This window comes from Burkholderia sp. YIM B11467 (assembly GCF_052952715.1).
Genome location: NZ_JBQVSQ010000001.1, coordinates 1,377,132 through 1,397,616, shown reverse-complemented (window position 1 = coordinate 1,397,616; position 20,485 = coordinate 1,377,132). Strand labels below are relative to the sequence as shown.

Sequence of the window (20,485 nt, the reverse complement as noted above, 5' to 3'; positions counted from 1 at the left end):
GGCGGGCTGGACATCTGCGACGAGTTGGCACATTTCGCGGTGCAACATCGCGGCACATACTCCAGCCAACCCCGACGCCTGTCCGCCGGGGTCCGCCGACACCCGTCGGCGGGTATCGTCAGCTTCGGTCAACTGTATGGACACCGCACTTTCGGCCCTCGATCTGGCCCGCCTGCAATTCGCGTTCACCGTCTCCTTTCACATCGTCTTCCCGGCGCTGAGCATTGGCCTCGCCAGCTTCATCGCCGTACTCGAATATCGCTGGCTCAAGACCGGCAAGCAGTACTACAAAACCCTCTGTCTGTTCTGGTCGAAGATCTTCGCGGTCGCGTTCGGGATGGGCGTCGTCTCCGGCGTCGTGATGAGCTACCAGTTCGGCACCAACTGGTCGGGCTTCTCGAGCTTCGCCGGCGCCGTCACCGGCCCGCTGCTGATGTACGAGGTGATGACCGCGTTCTTCCTCGAGGCCGGCTTCCTCGGCATCATGCTGTTCGGCTGGAACCGCGTGAGCCCGCGCGCACACTTCGGCGCGACGCTGATGGTCGCGATCGGCACGCTGATCTCGACGTTCTGGATCCTCGCGTCGAACAGCTGGATGCAGACGCCGCAGGGCTTCGAGATCGTCGACGGCCGCGTCGTGCCGACCGACTGGTTCGCGATCATCTTCAACCCGTCGTTCCCGTACCGCCTGTTCCACATGGCGATCGCCGCGTTCATCGTCGCCGCGCTGGTCGTGGCCGCAACCGCCGCATGGCACCTGCTGAAGGGCCGCCGCGACAAGAGCGTGAAGAAGATGTTCTCGATGGCGCTGTGGCTGCTGCTCGTGCTCGCGCCGCTGCAGGCCGTGATCGGCGACCAGCACGGCATCAACACGCTGAAGCACCAGCCCGCGAAGATCGCCGCGATCGAAGGGCTGTGGGAAACCGAGAAGGGCGGCACGCCGCTCAACCTGTTCGGCATTCCGGACATGAAGGCGGAAACGACGCACTACGCGCTGAAGGTGCCGCACCTCGGCAGCCTGATCCTCACGCATAGCTGGGACGGCGAGATCCGCGGGCTGAAGGATTTCCCGCCCGAAGACCGCCCGAACTCGACGGTCGTGTTCTGGAGCTTCCGGATCATGGTCGGCCTCGGCTTCGCGATGATCGGCCTCGCCGCGCTCGCGTGGCTGCTGCGCCGCCGCGGCCGCCTGTATGAATCGAAGGCGTTCCAGCGCTTCGTGCTCGTGATGGGCCCGACCGGCTTCGTATCGCTGCTCGCGGGCTGGGTGACGACCGAAGCGGGCCGCCAGCCGTGGGTCGTGTACGGCGTGATGCGCACCGCGCAAGCCGTGTCGCCGCTGTCGGTGCAGCAGGTCAGCCTGTCGATGATGACGTTCGTGATCGTGTACTTCCTCGTGTTCGGCACCGGCGTGTACTACATGCTGAAGCTGATGAAGGCCGGCCCCGCGCTGCCCGACGTGAAGCACGACGACACACCCGACACGCGCCCCGATCACACCGCGCGCCGCCCGATGTCGGCCGTCGACGAACTGATCGAGACCGTCTGAGCCCCCCATCCGCATACGAGAAAACCTATGGACGTCACCGTAATCTGGGCCGCGATCATCGCATTGGGGCTCTTCATGTACGTCGTGCTCGACGGCTTCGACCTCGGCATCGGCATCGTCTTCCCGTTCTTCCCGGACGAGAAGGAACGCGACCTGATGATGAACACGGTCGCCCCCGTGTGGGACGGCAACGAGACGTGGCTCGTGCTCGGCGGCGCCGGGCTGTTCGCGGTGTTCCCGATCGTCTATTCGACCGTACTGTCGGCGCTGTACCTGCCGCTGATCTTCATGCTGGTCTGCCTGATCTTCCGCGGCGTGTCGTTCGAGATCCGCGCGAAGGCGCGGCGCACGAAGCACCTGTGGGATCTCGCGTTCATCGGCGGCTCGGCCGGCGCGACGCTGTTCCAGGGCATCGCGCTCGGCGCGTTCCTGCAGGGCATCAACGTGAAGGACGGCGTGTTCGCGGGCGACGCGTTCGACTGGCTGACGCCGTTCAGCCTGCTGACCGGCCTCGGCCTGATCGTGACCTATGCACTGCTCGGCTGCTGCTGGCTCGTCGCGAAAACGGAAGGCGACCTGCAGCGCCGGCTGCATCGCGTCGTGTGGCCGCTGACCATCGTGCTGCTCGGCTTCATCGCGGTCGTCAGCCTGTGGACGCCGCTGCAGGATCCCGCCATCGCGCAGCGCTGGTTCGACTCGGGGCTGTTCTGGCGCCTGCTGCCGGTGCCGTTCCTGGTCGCCGGGTGCGCGGTGTGGATGCGGCGCGCGGTGCGCGACCGGCACGACATGACGCCGTTCGTGCTCGCGCTGGCGCTCGTGCTGCTCGGCTACGTCGGCCTGCTCGTCACGCTGTTCCCGTACGCGATCCCTCAGACCATGACGATCTGGGAAGCGGCAGCACCGCGTTCCAGCCAGACCTTCACACTGGTCGGCGCAGCGGTTATCCTCCCGATCATCATCGCCTACACGACGATGGGTTACTGGGTATTCCGAGGCAAGGTGCGCCATGAAGACCAGCATTACTACCACCACTGATTCCGCCGATCGCCCGCCCGAGGCGCCACGGCCGCGGATGCGCGGCTGGATGTGGTTCGTCGTGCTGTGGGCGGGCGGCGTGATCGGCGCCGTCACGCTCGGTTATGCGTTCAAGATCTTCATGAACCTGACGCTGTTTGCGGTGAAGTAAGCCTTTCGGCCGGGCACGATGCCCGGCCTCTCCGTTCGTCACCGGGCGGCAGCCCTCCCCCTCCGTCCCTCCACGCTCCCCTGCGTCGGCGCACGCGCGCCGCTCACCGCTCGCACGACGTCGTGCACATCGCCTTGTCCATGTCGCCGAAGAAGGTCTGGTAGTACGCGGGCTCGACGACGGTCTTCGTGCGCGAATCGCCGTTGCTGTCCCACACCGTGCGATCGAATCGCGCACGCACGATCGCACCACGCGTGTCCGGCGCCGTGCGGACCGTCACGACGGCGGCCACACGCTCGTGATCCGGCTTCGCGGGCAACCCGCCGATGCGCGCCTTCAGCGCGCCGCGCAGCAGTTGCCGCCACTTCGGGATCAGCGTGTCGCTGCGCCCGCCTTCGATCAGCCCCACGTCCCGATCGACCGTCACCGGCGCGTAGCCCTGCGCGCGCAGCACGCCGGCCACCGCGTCGAGCGCGCGCGCCTGCGAGATGCCCGCATAACGACGGTCGCTCAACATGCGCAGCGTCTGCTGTTCGGTCTCCGTCAGGTCGACCTCGGTCTGGCTCGAGCTGTAGCGCACCAGCGACCCGCCGCTGCCGATCTGGCGCTCGGTGTCCGGCTTCGCCGCACACCCGGTCAGCGCCGCGAACAACCCGGCACAGGCAAGCGTCAGTGCGCCGCGGCCGCGCGCCGCCGGCAGCACGGCGCGCCGCGCTCGTCGTTGGCGAAGGCGGTGGCGAATTCCAGTTGATCGGCAATCGGGCGGCGCTATGATCGTCATCGGGGCATTCTCCTGTCGGCGCCATGATAGGGAGACGCCCCGGCCGCCACAAACGACATTTTTTGACCCACTGTTTAGCTTTTCTTCGCGATCTCACGATGCGCCGATTACCGCCCCTGAACGCGCTGCGCAGCTTCGAAGCCGCCGGCCGCCTGCAGAGCCTCACCCTCGCCGCCGAGGAACTGAACGTGACCCAGAGCGCGATCGCGCAGCAGATCCGCGTACTCGAATCGTTCTTCGGGCAGAAGCTGTTCGAACGCGACGGGCGTTCGCTGCGGCTCACGCCGCGCGCGCGGCATTACCTCGTCGACGTCGCGAGTTGCCTCGGCCGGCTCGCGCAGGCGACCGGGCAGATGTTCGAGCCGGAGGGCGGCCAGCCAGTGCGGATCAATGCATCGGTATCGTTCGCGCACGGCTGGTTGCTCACGCAACTGGCCGTATTCGAGGCCGCGCATCCGGATATCGACGTGCAGCTCGTCACGACCGCCGACGCCGAACGCGACCAGATCGACGAATCGTGCGACATCGTGATCCGCCGCTATACGCCGGAGCTGCGCCGCAAGGGCTTCGTGTCGCGCCCGCTGCTCGCGACCGTCGCGGTGCCCGTGTGCGCGCCCGGCCATCCGGTGCTCGAACGGGTGCGCGTGCCGGCGGACCTGCGCAATGCGCCGCTGCTGCACTTCGCGGGCATGCCGCAGGCGTGGCAATACTGGTTCCACCAGGCCGGCTCGGACGTCACCGAGACATTGCGCGGGCCGTTCTATCGCGAGTTCTTTCTGATGGTGAAGGCCGCCGCGAGCGGGCTCGGCGTGTGCCTCGCGCCGCGCGCGGTCGTCAGCGACGACATCGCGAACGGCCGGCTCGTCGCGCTGTTTCCCGAGGTCCACCTCGAAGGGCCGCCGTTTCATTGCCTGTATCGCAACGACGACGATCCGTCGCTGCGCACGTTCGTCGACTGGCTGTTCGCGCGGGCCGAGGAACTGGACGGGCCGCCACCGCAGTAGCCGGCGACGAGCGGGCAACGCAGCCCGTTGCCGTTTGCGTCAGCGCCGCTCGCGCAGCGCCGCTTCGATCTTGCGATCGGTCTTGTACTGGCTCAGCGCGTACACCGACCAGATTGCGGCCGGCAGCCAGCCGATGATCGTGAGTTGCAGGATCAGGCAGATGACCCCGGCGATCGGGCGGCCGATCGTGAAGAACTGGAACCACGGCAGCAGCAGGGCAAGCAGAAGGCGCATCGAGAATCCCTTTCGATTTCGTTGAAACGAAGCATACGCGGCCAATATGGCGCGTCGTGCGCGTCATTTCAAGCCCCGCGCCGCGAACGCGCGCCCCGCTTGCCATGGAACGTGACGGTACGTTGCGCATGCGCCGCCGTGCCGAGACCGCCGGCCGCGCAACGCGCGGCCGTGATCTTCGTCATGCAGAGGATTCCTGCTCATTCGGCCGATGCCGTTCGAACCCATGCATCGCGTCAACCGGAACGCCGACCTACCCCGGACCGCACAGCCAGCGCGCGACCCGCGCGACGAGCGGGTCCGCTTCGTCGAAGCGCTCGACACCCGCCACCTGCGGTGCGTCGCAAATCGCGAACACCGGTTTGCCCCATTGCAGCCCCAGCGCGATTTCGGACAGCGTGCCGAGGCCACCGCCCACCGCGACGAGGCACAGCGACGCACGCGCGATCAGCGCGTTGCGCGTGATGCCGAGCCCGGTCGGCAGCGCAACCGACAGATAGGGATTCGCTTCGCGCGCATCGTCCTCGGGCAGCAGCCCGATCGCGCATCCGCCCGCCGCATGCGCGCCGCGCGCGGCTGCCTCCATCACGCCCTGCTTGCCGCCGCCGACGATGACGACGCCCGCCCCCGCGAGCCCGTGCGCGATCCGTTCGGCGGCTGCAAGCTGGGCCGCCGTCGCATCGCGCGGCCCGATCACGCCGACCGGCATCCGGTGCCGGGTCGCGCCACGCTGCCGTTGCGCGAGTTGCGCCAGCGCGTCGCGCGCGTCGTTCGACCATTCAATGATGCCGTTGCCGTACAAGTCCTTCCCCCAATGCAAGCACACAGGTGCAGAGCGCCGTCAGCACGATCGACAGCACGGCGGCCTGCGAGAAATCGGTCTGCCCGTCGGACAGCTTCAGGTACATCAGCAGCGGCAGGATGTTGATCTGCGTACCGGCCAGCGCGAGCGCCGTGCCGTACGTGCCGAGCGCGATCGCGGCGACGAGGCACCAGGCCGACGCGATCGACGGCCACAGCTCGCGCCACGCGACGTCGAACCAGGCGCGCCACGGCCGCGCGCCGAGCGTCAGCGCCGCCTCGAGCGGCCGCCGGTCGAGATTCGCGAGCGCCGGGTAAAGCATCAGCGCGACGCGCGGAATCAGGTAGTACGCGTAGGCGAACGCGAGCCCCGGCATGGTGTAGATCGCGCCGCCGACCACGGCCGGATCGGCGCCGAGCGACGCGAGCAGCATCGTCACGAAACCGGCGCGGCCGAACACGAGAATGAAGCCGTACGCGATCACGAGACCGGAAAACGCCAGCGGCACGCCGAGCAGCGCGAGCGACCAGCGGCGCCGCGCCGGCGACTGCGCGGCCAGCACGAACGCGACCGGCACGCCGACCGCGACGGACAGCGTGCCGGCGGCGATCGCGAGCGCCACCGAGCGCACGATCGCGTCGGCGACGAGCGGATCGCCGAATACCGCGGCGAAAGCATGGCCGCCGCCGTCGAACGCGGCGCCGACGAGCGCGGCGAGCGGCAGCGCGAAGCACACCGCGAACAGCGCGGCGGCCGGCACCGCGCCGTAGCGGCGCAGGATGCCGCGCTGCATGGACGAGACCCGCATCGTGCGCCCCTTATTTGCCGAGCGTGGCCTGCGACCAGAGCTGGTCGACCTCGGCCTTGCGCGTCGCGGCCTTCGCGACGTCGAGCGGACGCACCTGCGGCGCGTTCGGCAGCTTCGCGGCGACGTCCTGCGCGACCGGCGTGCCGGGCACGGCCGGCCGCACGTAGCCCTGCGCGAACAGCGCCTGACCGACATCGCTCATCACGAGGTTGAGCCACAACTGCGCGGCGGCCGGATTCGGGCCGTTCTTCACGAGGCTCATCGCGTACGGCGCCGACACGCTGCCGTCCTGCGGAATCACGACGTCGGCCGCGTCGCCCATGCCGTCCGTGTACTTGGCCTTGAGGCCATCGTTCTCATAGCCGATCAGGATCGGAATCTCGCCCTTGACGAACTTCGCGTACGGCGTCGTGCCCTCGACGCGCAACACGTTGCCCGCCTGCTTCAGCTTGCCGAAGAAATCCGCGCCCGGTTTCGGGTTGTCGACGCTGCCGCCGTTCGCATAGGCGGCCGCGAACACCGCGACCTGCCCCTGCCCGGTCGAGCGCGGGTCGAGATAGACGACCGCATTGCGGTACTCGGGCTTCAGCAGGTCGGACCAGCGCTGCGGCACGTTCTTCACGAGCTTCCGGTTGACGAGGAACGCGATGTTCAGCGAATGCACCGCGAACCAGCGCGCGTCAGGCGCGCGAAACACCGTCGGCAGCTTGTCGAAATTGACCGGCTTGAACGGCGCGACGACATCCTTGGCCGTCGCGTCGAGCGCCGATGCGGCAAAGTAATACGCGGTGTCGGCCTGCGGGCGCCGGCGCGACTTGTCGAGCGCGACGACCGTCGCCGCCGAGCCGATGTCGTTGTACGTGATCTCGACCTTCGGATAGCGCTTGCGGAATTCGGCGAACAGCGATTTCCAGTTTGCCCATTCCGGGCCCGTGTCGAACGATACGACGAGCCCTTCGTCGGCGGCCTTCTCGTACAGCGCGTCCTCGCCGGGGTACAGCGGCGCGGCATGAGCGAGCGCCGGCGCGAGCATCGCGAACGCGCCGAGCGCCAGCAGGCGGCGGCGCATGGCATGGAGGAACAGGCGGCGTGCAGACATCGTGATTCTCCGTTGAATGAATGGGGTAACGCGCTTACGCGGCGGGCAGCACGAGCAGATGGCGCGGTTCGATCGACACGCAGCGCGCGGGCAGTTCGCGCCCTTCGCCGAGCAGCGCGTCGGTCGCGCCCGCCGGCATGAAATCGAAGCGCTGCGTCGCGCCGAAATAGCGGACCTCGCCGACCCGGCCGTCGATGCGGTTCGCGGCCTGCTCGGGCGGATCGGGCTGCAGGTGTTCCGGCCGGACCAGCACGTCGACCGTATCGCCCGGCCGGTGCGTGCCCGTATCCGCGCGCAGCATCGCGAAGCGCACGTCGACGGTGCCGTGCGCGAGCACGCGGCCGCGCAGCAACGTCGAATGGCCGACGAAACGGGCGACCTGCGCGGTCGCCGGACGCTCGTACAGTTCGCGCGGGGTGCCGGCCTGCAGCACGCGTCCGCCGTCGACGATCGCCACGCGATCGGCCATGCTGAGTGCCTCGTCCTGGTCGTGCGTGACGAGCAGCGTCGTCGCACCGCACGCACGCTGCAGCGCGCGGATCTCGTCGCGCAACTGGTGCCGAATCCCGGCATCGAGCGCCGCGAGCGGCTCGTCGAGCAGCAGCAGCTTCGGTTCGATCACGAGCGCGCGGGCCAGCGCGACGCGCTGCTGCTGGCCGCCGGACAGCATCGCCGTGCCGCGCTCGGCCTGCGCCGCGAGGCCGACACGTTCGAGCATCTCGAGCGCACGGCGGCGCCGCGGCGCTGCTGCCACGCCGCGCATCTTCAGCCCGTAGCCGACGTTGTCGACGACCGACAGGTTCGGGAACAGCGCGTAGTGCTGGAACACCATGCCGACCTCGCGCCGCCACACCGGCACGCCGGCCATGTCGCCGCCGCCGATCGCGATGCGGCCGGCGTAACCGTCGAGCAACCCGGCGGCAAGACGCAGCAGCGTCGATTTGCCGGAGCCGCTGCGGCCCATCACCGCGAGCAGTTCGCCCTGGGTCGCGGACAGCGTGACCGCGTCGACGCCGTGACGGGCGCCCGGATACTGGAAGCTGACGTTTTCGAAATCGAGGCTCATGACGGTTTCACTTCAGGCGTTGCACGGTGCAGACGGATACAAGCGTCGCGAGCACGGCGAGGACGAGCAGCACGACGGTCGCCGCGCACGCCATCCCCGACGCGCCGTAGAACGCCTGCAGCAGCACGATCGGATAGTTGCGATAGCGGAAGCCCGCGATCAGGTTCGAGATCTGGAATTCGCCGATCGACAGCGCGGCGACCATCACGAGCCCGGAAAACAGGCTGTGCCGCAGGTTCGGCAGCACGATCGTGAAGAACTGGCGCAGCGGCGTCGCGCCGAGCGTCGCCGCGCACGCCTCGAGACGCTCGAGGCCCAGATGGCGCAGGTCGCTCAGCAGCGTTTGCAGCAGATAAGGCAGCGTCAGCACCGCGTGAGCCGCGATCATCAGCGGCAGCGTGCCGAGCCACGGCAGCGTGTCGCCGCTGAAGATCGCGATGTAGCCGAAGCCGAGCGTCAGTGCCGGCACCGCGATCGGCATCAGCATCACGACGCGCGCCGCGAAGCCGCGGCCCGCCACCGCACGATGATGCAGCGCATACGCGAGCGGCAATCCCAGCGCGGCATTGATCGCACAGCACGCGAGTGCGACCACGAGGCTCACGCCGAATGCCCGCGTGAAGCTGCGGTTCGCCGCGAGATCCGCGAACCAGTGTGACGTGATGCCGGTCGGCAGCAGCGTGTTCGTCCACGACCCGCCGACCGAGCCGATCAGCAGCAGCGCGATCGGCAGCGCGAGATACAGCGCGAAGGCCGCGACGAATGCGTGCAACAGCAGGCGTCCCGCCAGCGCGCGCGGCCGTTTGTTACGACGAATCGGAACACCTGCGGCTGCGGCAGGCGCGGTTGACGGATGCATGGACGGGCTCGCTGACGGAAACGGAACGGGCCGCGCAAGGTCCGCCGGACGTGACCGGCGGACCTTGTCGTGACAGGCGCAGTGTGCGGACGCGACATGGCATCGTCATGAAAAAAACGTACAACGCCCGCATCGATCTGTGCGCGCAAGGAATAGTTCGCCATGAAGCACCTGTTTCCGAACGTCGCGGAGCTGCACGCGTTCGCGACTTCCGTGAAGTACCTGAACTTCTCGTATGCGGCCCGCGAGCTGGGGCTGACGCCGAGCGCGGTCAGCCGGCAGATCGCGAATCTCGAAGCGCTGTTCGGCGTGAAGCTGTTCGTGCGCGAAGGGCGCAATCTCGCGCTGACACGGGCCGGACAGGTCTATCACGCGCGCGTGATCGGTCCGTTGCGCGAGATCGGCAACGCGTCGATCGAACTGCTGAGCGCGCGCGAGAACAGCGACCTGCTGACGATCGCGAGCGTGCCGACCTTCACGACGAAATGGCTGGTGCCGCGGCTCGCGCGTTTCCTGGCCGACGCGCCGGGCGTCACATTGAGCTTTCGCCGCCATCTGGCGCACGGTGACGTGTTTCCGTTCGGGCTCGACGCGGCGATCCGTTATGGCGACGGTGCATGGGAAGGCGTCCGGTGCGATTACCTGGACGGCCGCACGTTCGTGCCGGTCTGCTCCCGCGAATTCGCGGCACGGCATGCGCTGCGCGCGCCCGCCGACGCGGTGTCCGCGCCGCGGCTCGTGCACGAGCAGGCGGAGATCGCGTGGTCGATGTGGGCGGAGCGCCATCGCGCGGCCCACATGAACGCGCTGGCGGGGCCGCGCTTCGAACAGTATTCGGTGCTGATCCAGGCCGCGCAGGCCGGGCTCGGGCTCGCGCTCGTGCCGCGCTTCCTGATCGCCGACAATCTCGCGGCCGGCACGCTCGTCGAACCGTTCGACGCGCCCGTCGACGTCGACGCGCAGGGGCACTACCTGTGTTACGCGCCGGAGCGCCTGGAGACGAGCGTCGCGTTGCGGCGCTTCAGGGAATGGATGCTCGGCGAGTGCGCGAGCACGTGAGCGCCGGCACAGCCGGCATCGTCATGCAAAAAAAAACGCGGCGTCGCCGGCCATCGGCCGAACGGCGCCGCGCGTCCGGTGCCGGAAGCCGCCCGAAGGCGGCCACCGGCATGTCCCGTCAGCGCCCGATACCGAGCCCCGGCAGCACGCGCGTATTCTCGGCCACGACCGCATGCAGCAGACGCGGTTCAGCACCGAGCAGTTCGAGGATCGTCGGCGCGACCTGCTTCGTGCCGACCAGATCGTTCACGGTACGCGCGCGATGGATGCCCGGGTACGACACGAGCAGGCCGAGGTGGCTGTCGTCCGGCGCGTTGCCGCCGTGCTCCTCGTCCTTCTTCGTGCTCGACGTATAGATCACGCCCGGATTCGGCTGGACGATGATGTCCGGCGTGCGGCCGTTGGCCGGATCGCCGAAGCGGTCGGCGAGCGCCGCGCCGTACAGGATGTAGGCTTGCGAGCCGTCCGCGCAGATCCCCGGCGCATTGCAGCTCAGGTTCGCCTTCAGCGTCTGCACGACGGCCGTGCGCTGGTTGCGGTCGCGCAGCCAGATCAGGCCGACGTCGTCGGTCTGCACGAAGCCCGTGCCGACCAGGCCCGAACCGTCGTTCAGGTTGCCCGTCGTCGTGTTGTTCTGGCCGAAGTTGCCGTTCGGGTCGAGGTAGTTGTTCGCTTCGAGCAGCTTCGTCAGCGTGTCGCCGTTCTTCACGAGCTTCGTGTGATCGGTCGGCGACTGGCCGTGCTTCGACGTGACGATCACGGCCGTCGACGAATACAGGTTGGCCTGCTTCAGCGCCGCGACGACATGGCCGATCGAGTTGTCGACGTACGTGATCGCGTTCGCGACCTGCCCGCTCGGCGTGAAGTTCGCGTCGAGATAACCGCCGCCCGTCGCGACCGTCGCCTTCTGCGCGACGCTGAGCGTCTGGAAGTCGGCGCCGAACAGCGTCGGCACCGGCGCGCTCTTCGTGCCCGTCGAATCGCGGCCTTCGATCTGGTTGATCAGCGCCTGCACGTGGAGGTTGTCGAAGCGCGCGGTATGCGAGTAGACGTCCGTGTAGTTCGTGCCCGTCGCCGGATCGATCGAGTTGATCTCCGTGCGCGCCAGATCGTCGACGCCGGTGCCCGACGGCCCGTTCAGCCAGTCGTAGCCCCACGCGTGCTTGTCGGCCCACGCCGTATGCGCGTTCGGGATGCCCGCCTTCACGGCCTCGAACACCGTGTTGGTCTTCACGTAGTTGTGCGGGTAGACCGGCACGCACTGGCCGCCCACGCGCGCATGCGGGATCGCCTGCGGGTTGAATGCGCCGCCGCCGTTCAGGTGGATCAGCGCGCCGCCGTTCTGGGCGTCGATGCCGGTCGTTTCGTCGAACACGACGTTCCAGCCCTGCTTGCCCGAACACGTCGTGTCGCTCGGCGCATACAGGTTGCGGTCATACGACACGTCGTAGAACAGGCCGGCCGTCTTCGGCGAGCCGCCCGTCACGAGCGCCGCGAGGCCCGGGAACGAATCCGACAGGCCGGGCGTGTACGCGTTCGTGTACGTCACGCCGTGCTGTGCGAGCACCGCGATGTTCGGACACGTGTTCGCGCCGATGCAGCGCGCGAGATCCTGCTCGTGCAGACCGTCGACGCTGATCAGCAGCACATGCTTCACGACGCGGCTCGCGTGGCCACGGTCCTCGCCCTGACTGTCGCCGTCCTGCTGCGCCGCGTGCGCACCCATGCTTGCGAGCGCCAGCGCGCCCGCCACCATCACGGCCATCTTCCGCTGCTTACCGAAAAACGAAATCATCACCCCACCTCATCGATTGATGTTGAACTGCGTGACTTGCCATCAGGCGCGCAAAATATCGCCGGATCGTGCGGCGGTCGGATGAAGCGGGGCTTTCTGTTCTCTGTCAAACGTAACCAATCGCAAGTGACATGAAGTCGTCGCAATGCGTTGGCGCTCCAGGCATCGGCGCGCGCCCGGAATTTTTTTCGGCTTGGCCCGCGACTATTGGCGTGTGATAAAGGGTTTTCCCTGACCCGGAGCACGAGTATGTCGACCCTGGAAGCTCTCCGGTTCGTGCTGGACGATGCACGCACCCCCGAAATCATTCGCCATCACGTCGTCGACGCGCTGCAGTACGCGCTGCGCAATTACGGACAGGTGTTCACGGCGAAGGAAGTCGAATGGCTGACGCACTGGGATGATGCGCGTCTGCCGTTGGCCGCGAAGAAGGAGCTGGACAAGCGCGAACCGGCGATCGCCGCGCGCTGAAAAAAAGCCGCCGCGCCCGGCAGGTGCGGGCGCGGCGGCAGCAGATGAAACGACGCGTTACTGGAGCCCGAAGTCGACGCGGGTCGTCGCGCCCTTGTCCTCGATGCCCTTCGCATCGAGCTTCGGTGCGACGACGAACACACGGCTCGAATCGATCTTGCCGTCGAGGTACTGGCGCACCGACTCGGCGCGCTGCTGCGCGAGCGCGCGCAGCGCGTTGTCGTCGGCCGGCGCGTGATCGGCCAGCGCCTGCTTCATGTCCGCATCGGGCAGCGTCTTCTGCAGGCCGACCAGATTGCGTGGCTTCTTGAAGTCCGCGGCCTTGTACGCGCGCGTCAGGTACTTGCTGTATTCGGCCGGCTCGACCTTCACCGACATCGGATCGATGCTCTCGCCCTGGCCGACCACGTCCTTCAGCTTCTGCTGGCGCACCAGCCGGTCGACGTACGCGTCGCGCAGCCCCGGCGTGTCCTTCGCCGGATCGACGCGGCCGATCAGGTCGAGGCGGATCGACGGCTTCTCGGTCAGCATCTTCACGACGGTGTCGAGCTTCTTCTGCTGCGTGTCGGTCAGCGCGTAGGTACCCGGCGCGAACTCGACGTAGCCGAGATCCTCGCCGCCGCCGCCGAACGCGTTCGCGAGCAGCGTGAACGGCGACGTGACGGCCTTCGCGATCAGGTTCAGCACCGCATGCCAGATCAGCCCGCCGACGCTGAACTCCGGATTCGCCAGCGAACCCGACACCGGCAGGTTCACGTCGATCTGGCCGCGCGTGTTCTTCAGCAGCGAGATCGCGAGCTTCACCGGCAGCTTCGTCGCCGTGTCGTTCTCGACGCGATCGCCGAACGTGAGCTGGTCGATGAAGATGTGGTTGTTCGCCTGCAGCTGGTCGTTCGCGAGCTGGTAGTGCAGGTCGACGTTGAGCTTGCCCTTCGTGATCGGATAACCCGCGTACTTCGCCGAATACGGCGTCAGGTTGGTCAGCTCGATGTCGTGCGCGGTCGCCGTGAGGTCGAGCGCCGGCTTCTCGATCAGCGGGTTCACCGAGCCCTTGATCGAGATCGGCCCGTTGCCCGACAGGTTCGCGGCGACGTCGACCGGCGCGGACGTCGTCGAATCCGTGCCGAACGCGCCGATCGTGCCCGTGATCGCGACGAGGTTCGCCGTGTAGTTCGGCTTGATGAAGTTGTCGGTGTACGTGACGCGGCCGTTCTGCAGCAGCAGCTCGCCGAAATGCATCCGCACCGGGTTCTGCGGCGGCGTCGCGGCTTTCACGACCACCGTCGCGGACGCGGCCGATGCGGGCTGCGCCACCGCCGGCGCCGACGCGGCCTGCGGCGACAGCGGCACCGGCTCGCCCTTGCTCGCGTCACGCGTGAGCGACTGCGCGGGGCCGGTCTCTTTCGCGACGACGTCCTTCAGGTTCAGGCGCCCCTGCGCGTCGAGCAGCACGCGGCCGTAGAAGTTCGAGAACGTCACGCGCGCGGCGTCGACGTCGGTGCCCTTCTCGTCGTAGTTCGCCTTCAGGTTCGTCAGCGCGAGCGAGCGCCAGCCCGCGAACGGGTCGGAGGTCGCCTTGTCGAGCATTCGCACGTCGACCAGCGCGACGTCGCCGCGATAGGTCGCGCGCGGCGCGTCCTTCACCTGCGCGAACGTCAGGTTGCCCTGCGCGTTGAGCAGCGCGCTTGCGATCGTCGCGTTCAGCGCGCTGCCGAAGTAAGGCTCGAACGCGGCCGCGTCGAGGCGGTTGCCGTTGATCTTCAGGCCGAGCTTCAGCGGCTGTGCGGTCACGTCGCCCGTCACGTTCAGCGAGCCCTTGCGGTTCAGCGTCGCCTTCAGCTGCACGGGCAGCGGCTTCGTCATGTCATCGCTGAGCTTCTGCACCGACAGCTCCAGCGGCTTGATCGCCAGCTTCACCGGGCGCGGCGTCGACAGGTCGGTGAAGTTCGCGGACGAATCCTTCACGTTCAGCGCGTCGATCCGGTAGTGCCACGACGGCGCGGCCACCGCGGCCTTGTGCGCGACCGTGCGCTTGGGCACCGACGCCTGCGCCGGCCCGGCCAGCGCTGCGAGGTCGATGTTGCCGTCCTTCAGGCGCTTCACGTCGAGCGCGAGCCCGCTCGCGTCGACGCTCGCGATCTCCGCGGTGCGCGTGGCGACGTCGACCTTCGCGATCTTCGCGCTCGCATCGGGCAGCACGATCGCGGGCGTCTTGCTATCGGGCGTCGCGATCTTCAGCGATTTCAGGCTCACCGTGCTGTCGGCGACCTGCGCTTCGAGCGGCGTCTTGCCCCAGTCGGTCTTCGCGTTGATCGTCGCGCCGAGCGTACCGTCGAGCACGCGCGCGCGGGTCGCTTCGCCGAGATACGGCTGCAACGCCGGCAGCGCGAGCGCGTCGATCGTCAGCTTCGTGTCGGCCTGCTTCTCCGCGAGCGTGAACGCGCCTTCGGCCCGCACGTCGCCGCCGCGCGACAGCGACGTCGACAGCGTGTATTTGGCGGGCGTCTTGCCCTGCAGCGAGAAACCGTCGAGCGTCGCGGCGAGCTTCGTCAGCGACACCGCGTTCGGCGTGGCCGGCACGCGGTCGTCGACGTTGATCGTGCCGCCGTCGATCGCGAAATGACGGATCGTCAGGTCGAGCGGCGGCGTTTCCTTCGCATCGGCCTCGGCCTTCGCGCCGCTCGCGGCGTCCGCGGAGGACGCCGCCGCGCCCGATGCCGCCGGCTTGCCCTCGGCGGCCTTCGGTGCGGCGGCCGGCTGCGCGGCGAGCTTCTCGACGTTCAGCACGCCTTGCTTGTCGCGCGACAGGTCGACGACGGGCTGGTCGATCCGGATCTCGTCGAAATGCAGCGCATTGCGCAGCGGCTCGAGGCTGGTCGCCGCGACGTGCACGCCGCGCGCGGCGAACAGCGGCTCGGACGCCGGGCTCGTCACCTTCGCGTCGTTCAGGTCGACGGTGCCGGACACGCGCAGCGCGGGCGTTTCGCCGTTCATCGCGAAGTTGAGCGTGAGGTTGCTGCTCAGCAAGCCGCTTGCCACGGCCACCGGCAGCTTGGTCGGCGCATACGAGATCAGCTTCGGCACGTCGAGCCGGTCGAATTTCAGCGCGATCTCCGATTCACGCGACTGCGCGAACGGCTTGGTCTTGCCGTCGATCGCGATCGGGCTGCCGTCGAAACGCATCCGCAGCGTCGGCTGGACGAAGATGTCGGTCTTCGACGCCAGCGTCGCGATATACGGGATGCCGAGCATCCAGTTGTCGACGACGTGCTTTTCGTTCAGCAGGCGGTCGTCGAAATCGATCCGGCCGTCATTGACCTGGATGTTCGACACCGAGAATTGCGTCGGCTTGCTCGCCGGCTTGGACGGCGTGGAGAACTTCTCGATCAGGTCGGTGAAGTTGAAACGCTGCGCGTCGTAGCGGACGATGTGAAAGCGCGGCGAATCGAGCAGGATTTCGTTGACGATCGGTGCGCCGCGGAACAGCGACGACCACGACGGCCTCACGACGAGCTTGCCGATGTCGATGAAGTCGCCCTGGCCGCCGCGCTCGCCGACGTGAATGCCGTCGGCTTCGAGATTCAGCGTGTAAGGGTTCAGCGCGATGCGCTGGATCGTGGCCGGCCGGTCGAGCTGTTGGCTCAGTTGCTGTTCAGCGATATGGCGGATCAGCGGCGGCGCCGCGAAGAACCCGAGCAGTCCGAACAAAACGAGGAAGATCAGCACGCCGATGCCGATACGCCGGGTCCGGCGCGAACGTGCAACGCCGCCGAGGGCATGGAGGGTCGAGGATACGGTTTTTTTGTCTGCGCTTGCCATGCTTGAATGCCTCGGGAACGGATGCCGGACCGCACCGGAGAACCGGGCGGCCATGCACGCTATCCCGAAAGTATAGGCTCAGGAGGTGACGGTACGGAATCGGGGCGCCACCGCGCCCGCCGGTCGGACAACGGCGGCGGTCATCCGTTCATTTCCGGACGACGACGGGCGGCATCCACGACCCGTCGCTCGCCTGCGGCTTCGGTGCGTACAGGCGCAACGCGAGCGCGAAGTCGGTGCGCGGCGCCGGCAGCCAGTTGGCCGCATTCGCGCCGCCCGGCGACGCCGACACGACGATGTCGATCGAGCCGTCGTGGTTGCGGCGCAGCCGGTCGCGATCGCCGAGCGAGCGGCGTGCCGCTCCGACGTCGGGCAGTGCGCCGTTCGTCGTGTAGGGCGTGAGCGTCCAGAACGCGCGCACCGGCGGCAGCGCACCCGGCGCGAAATGCAGCACGTAGCGGTTCGCGCCGTTCAGCGCATGGCCGTCGCTGTCGACGCGCACGACCGCGAGCGTCTCGTCGTCGCGCGTCGCGGTGCCGAACTGCGTGTAGGCCGCGTACGCGCGCAGCGCGTAGTCCTGGCCGTACTTGCCGGCCGCGTCGCCGATCCAGTTCCAGCCGTTCGCGTTCAGCAGGTTCGACGGCGGCGCCGCGAGCCGCGCGCGCGCCTCGGCCACGCCGGCCGTCGCGGCCGTCAGGCGGTCGCCCGTCCACAGCACCGGATAGCCGGCCGACACGCCGATGTCGCCGAGCAGTTCCTGCGCATGCGCGTCGTCGGCCGGCGCCGGGTTGTCCTGCAGCGCCTGCGCGAAGCGCGCGAAGAACGCCTTCGGGTCGAGCGCGGCCACCTGCTCGGCGGGCGTGCCGCCGCTCAGCGCTTCGGACGGCGCGCTGCCCGCATGGACCGCGACCGACGCGCCGCGCGCGGCGCCCGTGTAAACAGACAGCGGCACCACGCGGATCGCGCGCTGCAGTTTCTTCACGTTCGTGAGGTCGCGCCCGCCGCTCGTCTGCAGCCGCACTTCGAGCCACGCATTGGCCGACGGCACGTCCACACGCAGCGCGCCCTTCGGCAGCGTGCCCTGCCAGTCCTTCGCGGCGAAGGCAATCGTTTGCGATCGCGCGCCGCCGCGAGCACCGCGTGCGGCCACGCTCGACGACGACCACAGCACGTTCGTCCACATGTCGAGCGCACGCGCGTCCCAGTAGCGGCCGCGCGTGTCGGGCAGCGTGACGATCACGGGTTCGGCTGCGACGTCGAGCCAGCCGGTCGAGTCGAGCGTGTCGATGCCCGGCAGCGGCGGATTGACCGCGCCGACGGGCGGCAGCGCCTGCGCGTGGCGCAGCGTGTTGAGCGGCGCCTGCCCCGGTTGCGCGCCGTCGCCGCCCGTCGCCGCTTCCTTCGCGACGTCCATCAGCACGAGCGGATACGCATAGACATAGGAGTCGGCGACTTCCGTGCGCATCCAGCCGGTTTTCCGCTGGATTGCATCCGGTTGCGACGCGCACCCCGCGAGCAACGCCGCCATGGCGAGCGACGCGCACGCGCGCCGCAGAGAAACTGCTTCCTGCTGGTTTTCAATCATCGATTACTGGCCGAATATCGTTCTTTTCAGTCAACGCCTTGTTCGTCTCGCGAACGGCGAAAGCAAGGCACCCCAGCCTGCCCGGATCGCCGTTTCGCTACGATGGGCGCTGATGTCAGGCCGGTATCATAGCGCCTCGGGGCAATCCCTAATATGCCGAATACCTGAGATCCCCGCTTTGTTGTGAAAATGAAAGCAATGCGAGGGGGCACGCGCTTTCGGCAAATTCTCCGCCTGTCGCGTCATCCGCTCCTGAGCCGACTAACAACAAAAAAGCCCGCAACCGCGGGCTTTGTGACGCAATCCTGCTCGGCAATTACGCAGGCATGCAATCTCGCAGAATCGGACTGCCGATCAGACGTCCCGCGCCTTCACAGACCCAGGTCACTTTCCGCCCCTTTTCCAGCGACGCGGCGAGCGCTTCGTGCTCCTTGCTCAGATACGCGTGGACCGGCATGAATTCGTTGCTGGTCTTCAGCTTCACGACGATGTTGTCGAAAGCATCCTTGTCGATGCTTTGAACCGTTCCGCCCACGGACAGCGCCTTGCCCTTGTATTTCTGGTCCGCAGCAACTTCGTTCTTGTCGTAAGCGGTGAAGAGTGCCGATGCGGTGACGCTCACCGTTTCAACGGGCTTTTGCGTTTGCGTTGCCGGAGCCGCAGACGCATCGGTTTGCGCATTCGATGCGGCAGATGATGCCGGCGCAGGTTTCTTGCCAAAAATCACACTGATGATGATGAGTGCAAGCACGATGCCCAAGCCGATTTTGAACAGTTTTTTCATTGGTCCCTCGTATCATTAGCGCGTCTGCGCTTGTTGGAAATTGAAATTGTCAGGCGGCCGCATGCGACGACTTTCGGGTGCGTCAATCGCTGTCCGTCCGCTTTTCCTGCGCGGAACCCATGTCGATCGCGAAGGGCACGACGGCTTCACCGCCGGCGTGTTGCCCCATCCCGTCACCTTCGTGCCGCTGCGGATGCGCGCCGGGCATCGCACCGGCGACCAGGGCCGCGAAGGCCGCGGCACGCACGACCGCGGGCGCTTCGCGATACCGGCGCACGAGATCGCCCTCGTCGACAGAAAGCGAAGTCACGTCGCGTTGCCCCGTGAGTGCATACAGAATGTCGACGCCATGCGCGGCGACGGCTTCCAGATACGTCGAATCCGGCCGCCTCGAGCCATTCTCGTAGTTGAGTTGCGCATCCTTGGATACGCCGCCGAGAGAAGCAAACGCCGTCTGGTTCAATCCGAGACGTTGACGTTCTTCTTTGAGTCTTTTCGAAAAAACGGTCAATTGACAACCATATACGATTTCATGTGGCCAATTGACCACCATTTAAAAGCACTGCAAGGTTAACGAAGGGAAGTATATCGCCATTGTTAATATAAGAACTTCCAGCCGGCACACCGCCTCGAGGGCGAAGCGGAAAGTGGGCGAGTGCAGGGTCGTGGAATTCGGCTCAGTCCCGGCGCTCGACCCATCACGACAATTAACGGAATTATTATTTTCGGTGTCGTCAATTTCCCGACATGGGCAATCAGAAGCCGGTCGGTAGCGACAATGCTCCGCCGGCAGTGCCTATCGCTTCCCCGTGATGCGACGGGCCCCGCAATGCCTGTCGCTTCGAGGTCACGACGCCAGTATCTTCATCTTCTGCTCCACGAACTCGGCCTCGGTCAGAATACCCCGCTCCTTCAACGCGGCAAGCCGCTCCAGCTTCGATACGACGTCGTCCGCCGCAGCCGGCACGGATGCGGCGACCACCGGGGTCGAAACGCGCGTGTAGTCGCGAATCGCGTCTCTCACCTTGTTGGTGAACGGTACAACCGTTTTCTTCCAGACATTTTTGATGATCCGCTCGCTGGCGCCGTCCTCGATACGGATTTCACCGAACATCATTCCGGTTTTGCCCGACACCGAATTGACCTTGTCGAGGTTGATCGAAACCTGCTTGAGGCCGTAAATCAGACCTTTGTCGAGGAACAGGACACGATGGTCGGTCAACACGATCAACCAGGTATTTCCATCCATCAATCCGGACGAGAAGGCCAGCACCTGCTCGCCGTCCATCAGGATTTCAGGAAGGTGATTCAATTCCTTTTTCGTGAAGAACTGATCGTCGCCGATTTCACGTGCAATACGCTTATATTCGGCCTTCAACGCCTCTTTGCTGGAATTCTTGAAATCGAACATCGAGTGGCCCTCACGCCTATTTATAGAGCGTCGGATTTTACAGCCGGAGTCAGCGTGTTGCGCCGATCCGGAGTCGGCCATGCCCCGCTCTCAAAAAAAGCGTAAAACGGGTGTACGCCACCATTGCCCCGATACCGGGTCGACACGTTGAAAGGGAAATCGCGAAGGCGCTC

Annotated in this window: 19 protein-coding genes; 6 read left to right on the top strand and 13 right to left on the bottom strand. The window is 66.9% G+C overall.

All coding sequences use genetic code 11. The annotated features are described in order from the left end of the window. Window positions 1-136: 136 nt before the first annotated feature. Genes ACTRWB_RS06345 through ACTRWB_RS06335 form a run of 3 tightly spaced genes read left to right on the top strand, consistent with a single transcriptional unit; the run spans window position 137 to window position 2,735 of the window. On the top strand, window positions 137-1,549 hold the full coding sequence (locus tag ACTRWB_RS06345) for a cytochrome ubiquinol oxidase subunit I (RefSeq protein ID WP_193099629.1): 1,413 nt from the start codon (window positions 137-139) through the stop codon (window positions 1,547-1,549). Window positions 1,550-1,576: 27 nt separating this feature from the next. Beyond that, window positions 1,577-2,584 carry a cytochrome d ubiquinol oxidase subunit II gene (gene cydB, locus ACTRWB_RS06340; protein WP_129515958.1) on the top strand — a complete coding sequence of 336 codons (1,008 nt, stop codon included), beginning with the start codon at window positions 1,577-1,579 and terminating at the stop codon, window positions 2,582-2,584. Continuing rightward, a complete protein-coding gene (locus ACTRWB_RS06335) occupies window positions 2,556-2,735 on the top strand; it encodes a hypothetical protein (protein WP_034187692.1) in 180 nt (59 codons plus the stop codon). Before cydB ends, ACTRWB_RS06335 begins: the two co-directional genes overlap by 29 nt. Window positions 2,736-2,838: 103 nt before the next feature. Here the strand turns inward: ACTRWB_RS06335 and ACTRWB_RS06330 are convergent, their stop codons facing one another. Beyond that, a complete protein-coding gene (locus ACTRWB_RS06330) occupies window positions 2,839-3,438 on the bottom strand; it encodes a hypothetical protein (protein WP_446901288.1) in 600 nt (199 codons plus the stop codon). 176 nt (window positions 3,439-3,614) lie between these two features. On the opposite strand from ACTRWB_RS06330, the gene ACTRWB_RS06325 reads away from it, so the two are divergent. After that, window positions 3,615-4,520: a LysR substrate-binding domain-containing protein gene (locus ACTRWB_RS06325; RefSeq protein ID WP_343494654.1), complete on the top strand. Its 906-nt coding sequence runs from the start codon at window positions 3,615-3,617 to the stop codon at window positions 4,518-4,520. 39 nt (window positions 4,521-4,559) lie between these two features. On the opposite strand, the gene ACTRWB_RS06320 is transcribed toward ACTRWB_RS06325, so the two are convergent. The 6 genes from ACTRWB_RS06320 to ACTRWB_RS06295 all read right to left on the bottom strand — a co-directional run bounded on the left by ACTRWB_RS06320 (window position 4,560) and on the right by ACTRWB_RS06295 (window position 9,388). Further along, window positions 4,560-4,754, bottom strand: coding sequence for a YqaE/Pmp3 family membrane protein (locus tag ACTRWB_RS06320; RefSeq protein ID WP_044848494.1), 195 nt, complete (start codon window positions 4,752-4,754; stop codon window positions 4,560-4,562). Window positions 4,755-5,007: 253 nt separating this feature from the next. Further along, on the bottom strand, window positions 5,008-5,463 hold the full coding sequence (locus ACTRWB_RS06315; protein WP_413463986.1) for a TIGR00725 family protein: 456 nt from the start codon (window positions 5,461-5,463) through the stop codon (window positions 5,008-5,010). Window positions 5,464-5,533: 70 nt separating this feature from the next. Beyond that, on the bottom strand, window positions 5,534-6,364 hold the full coding sequence (locus tag ACTRWB_RS06310; RefSeq protein ID WP_129515961.1) for an ABC transporter permease: 831 nt from the start codon (window positions 6,362-6,364) through the stop codon (window positions 5,534-5,536). Window positions 6,365-6,374: 10 nt separating this feature from the next. Continuing rightward, entirely contained in the window at window positions 6,375-7,463 is a 1,089-nt protein-coding gene (locus tag ACTRWB_RS06305) for an extracellular solute-binding protein (protein WP_412023615.1), read from the bottom strand. Between the two features lie 34 nt (window positions 7,464-7,497). Further along, window positions 7,498-8,529: an ABC transporter ATP-binding protein gene (locus ACTRWB_RS06300; RefSeq protein WP_343495616.1), complete on the bottom strand. Its 1,032-nt coding sequence runs from the start codon at window positions 8,527-8,529 to the stop codon at window positions 7,498-7,500. A gap of 7 nt (window positions 8,530-8,536) precedes the next feature. Beyond that, window positions 8,537-9,388: an ABC transporter permease gene (locus ACTRWB_RS06295; RefSeq protein ID WP_193099624.1), complete on the bottom strand. Its 852-nt coding sequence runs from the start codon at window positions 9,386-9,388 to the stop codon at window positions 8,537-8,539. Window positions 9,389-9,550: 162 nt separating this feature from the next. On the opposite strand from ACTRWB_RS06295, the gene ACTRWB_RS06290 reads away from it, so the two are divergent. Continuing rightward, on the top strand, window positions 9,551-10,447 hold the full coding sequence (locus tag ACTRWB_RS06290) for a LysR family transcriptional regulator (protein ID WP_446901287.1): 897 nt from the start codon (window positions 9,551-9,553) through the stop codon (window positions 10,445-10,447). Window positions 10,448-10,565: 118 nt separating this feature from the next. Here ACTRWB_RS06290 and ACTRWB_RS06285 read toward each other — a convergent pair whose 3' ends face one another. After that, window positions 10,566-12,242, bottom strand: coding sequence for an alkaline phosphatase family protein (locus tag ACTRWB_RS06285; RefSeq protein WP_446901286.1), 1,677 nt, complete (start codon window positions 12,240-12,242; stop codon window positions 10,566-10,568). Between the two features lie 249 nt (window positions 12,243-12,491). On the opposite strand from ACTRWB_RS06285, the gene ACTRWB_RS06280 reads away from it, so the two are divergent. After that, window positions 12,492-12,713 carry a hypothetical protein gene (locus ACTRWB_RS06280; RefSeq protein ID WP_048246048.1) on the top strand — a complete coding sequence of 74 codons (222 nt, stop codon included), beginning with the start codon at window positions 12,492-12,494 and terminating at the stop codon, window positions 12,711-12,713. Window positions 12,714-12,770: 57 nt separating this feature from the next. On the opposite strand, the gene ACTRWB_RS06275 is transcribed toward ACTRWB_RS06280, so the two are convergent. From ACTRWB_RS06275 to ACTRWB_RS06255, 5 genes are all read right to left on the bottom strand, one after another. Beyond that, on the bottom strand, window positions 12,771-16,532 hold the full coding sequence (locus ACTRWB_RS06275) for a DUF748 domain-containing protein (RefSeq protein WP_446901285.1): 3,762 nt from the start codon (window positions 16,530-16,532) through the stop codon (window positions 12,771-12,773). A 148-nt stretch (window positions 16,533-16,680) separates the two neighbouring features. Continuing rightward, window positions 16,681-18,117, bottom strand: a complete 1,437-nt coding sequence (locus ACTRWB_RS06270; protein WP_446901284.1) for a DUF1254 domain-containing protein — start codon at window positions 18,115-18,117, stop codon at window positions 16,681-16,683. Between the two features lie 316 nt (window positions 18,118-18,433). Further along, window positions 18,434-18,901: an OB-fold protein gene (locus ACTRWB_RS06265; RefSeq protein ID WP_446901283.1), complete on the bottom strand. Its 468-nt coding sequence runs from the start codon at window positions 18,899-18,901 to the stop codon at window positions 18,434-18,436. Window positions 18,902-18,983: 82 nt separating this feature from the next. Next, window positions 18,984-19,454 (bottom strand): helix-turn-helix domain-containing protein, encoded by a 471-nt coding sequence (locus ACTRWB_RS06260; protein WP_446901282.1) that lies wholly within the window; start codon window positions 19,452-19,454, stop codon window positions 18,984-18,986. A 294-nt stretch (window positions 19,455-19,748) separates the two neighbouring features. Beyond that, complete coding sequence (locus ACTRWB_RS06255; protein WP_129515972.1) at window positions 19,749-20,312, bottom strand: PH domain-containing protein; 564 nt, start codon at window positions 20,310-20,312, stop codon at window positions 19,749-19,751. Window positions 20,313-20,485: the final 173 nt, after the last annotated feature.

What these genes read in the sequence shown, in the direction of transcription:
- ACTRWB_RS06345 (WP_193099629.1), top strand. Translation starts at nt 137, where the DNA reads ATGGACACCGCACTTTCGGCCCTCGATCTGGCCCGCCTGCAATTCGCG.
- cydB (WP_129515958.1), top strand. Translation starts at nt 1,577, where the DNA reads ATGGACGTCACCGTAATCTGGGCCGCGATCATCGCATTGGGGCTCTTC.
- ACTRWB_RS06335 (WP_034187692.1), top strand. Translation starts at nt 2,556, where the DNA reads ATGAAGACCAGCATTACTACCACCACTGATTCCGCCGATCGCCCGCCC.
- ACTRWB_RS06325 (WP_343494654.1), top strand. Translation starts at nt 3,615, where the DNA reads ATGCGCCGATTACCGCCCCTGAACGCGCTGCGCAGCTTCGAAGCCGCC.
- ACTRWB_RS06320 (WP_044848494.1), bottom strand. Translation starts at nt 4,754, where the DNA reads ATGCGCCTTCTGCTTGCCCTGCTGCTGCCGTGGTTCCAGTTCTTCACG.
- ACTRWB_RS06315 (WP_413463986.1), bottom strand. Translation starts at nt 5,463, where the DNA reads ATGCCGGTCGGCGTGATCGGGCCGCGCGATGCGACGGCGGCCCAGCTT.
- ACTRWB_RS06310 (WP_129515961.1), bottom strand. Translation starts at nt 6,364, where the DNA reads ATGCGGGTCTCGTCCATGCAGCGCGGCATCCTGCGCCGCTACGGCGCG.
- ACTRWB_RS06305 (WP_412023615.1), bottom strand. Translation starts at nt 7,463, where the DNA reads ATGTCTGCACGCCGCCTGTTCCTCCATGCCATGCGCCGCCGCCTGCTG.
- ACTRWB_RS06300 (WP_343495616.1), bottom strand. Translation starts at nt 8,529, where the DNA reads ATGAGCCTCGATTTCGAAAACGTCAGCTTCCAGTATCCGGGCGCCCGT.
- ACTRWB_RS06295 (WP_193099624.1), bottom strand. Translation starts at nt 9,388, where the DNA reads ATGCATCCGTCAACCGCGCCTGCCGCAGCCGCAGGTGTTCCGATTCGT.
- ACTRWB_RS06290 (WP_446901287.1), top strand. Translation starts at nt 9,551, where the DNA reads ATGAAGCACCTGTTTCCGAACGTCGCGGAGCTGCACGCGTTCGCGACT.
- ACTRWB_RS06285 (WP_446901286.1), bottom strand. Translation starts at nt 12,242, where the DNA reads ATGATTTCGTTTTTCGGTAAGCAGCGGAAGATGGCCGTGATGGTGGCG.
- ACTRWB_RS06280 (WP_048246048.1), top strand. Translation starts at nt 12,492, where the DNA reads ATGTCGACCCTGGAAGCTCTCCGGTTCGTGCTGGACGATGCACGCACC.
- ACTRWB_RS06275 (WP_446901285.1), bottom strand. Translation starts at nt 16,532, where the DNA reads ATGGCAAGCGCAGACAAAAAAACCGTATCCTCGACCCTCCATGCCCTC.
- ACTRWB_RS06270 (WP_446901284.1), bottom strand. Translation starts at nt 18,117, where the DNA reads ATGATTGAAAACCAGCAGGAAGCAGTTTCTCTGCGGCGCGCGTGCGCG.
- ACTRWB_RS06265 (WP_446901283.1), bottom strand. Translation starts at nt 18,901, where the DNA reads ATGAAAAAACTGTTCAAAATCGGCTTGGGCATCGTGCTTGCACTCATC.
- ACTRWB_RS06260 (WP_446901282.1), bottom strand. Translation starts at nt 19,454, where the DNA reads ATGGTGGTCAATTGGCCACATGAAATCGTATATGGTTGTCAATTGACC.
- ACTRWB_RS06255 (WP_129515972.1), bottom strand. Translation starts at nt 20,312, where the DNA reads ATGTTCGATTTCAAGAATTCCAGCAAAGAGGCGTTGAAGGCCGAATAT.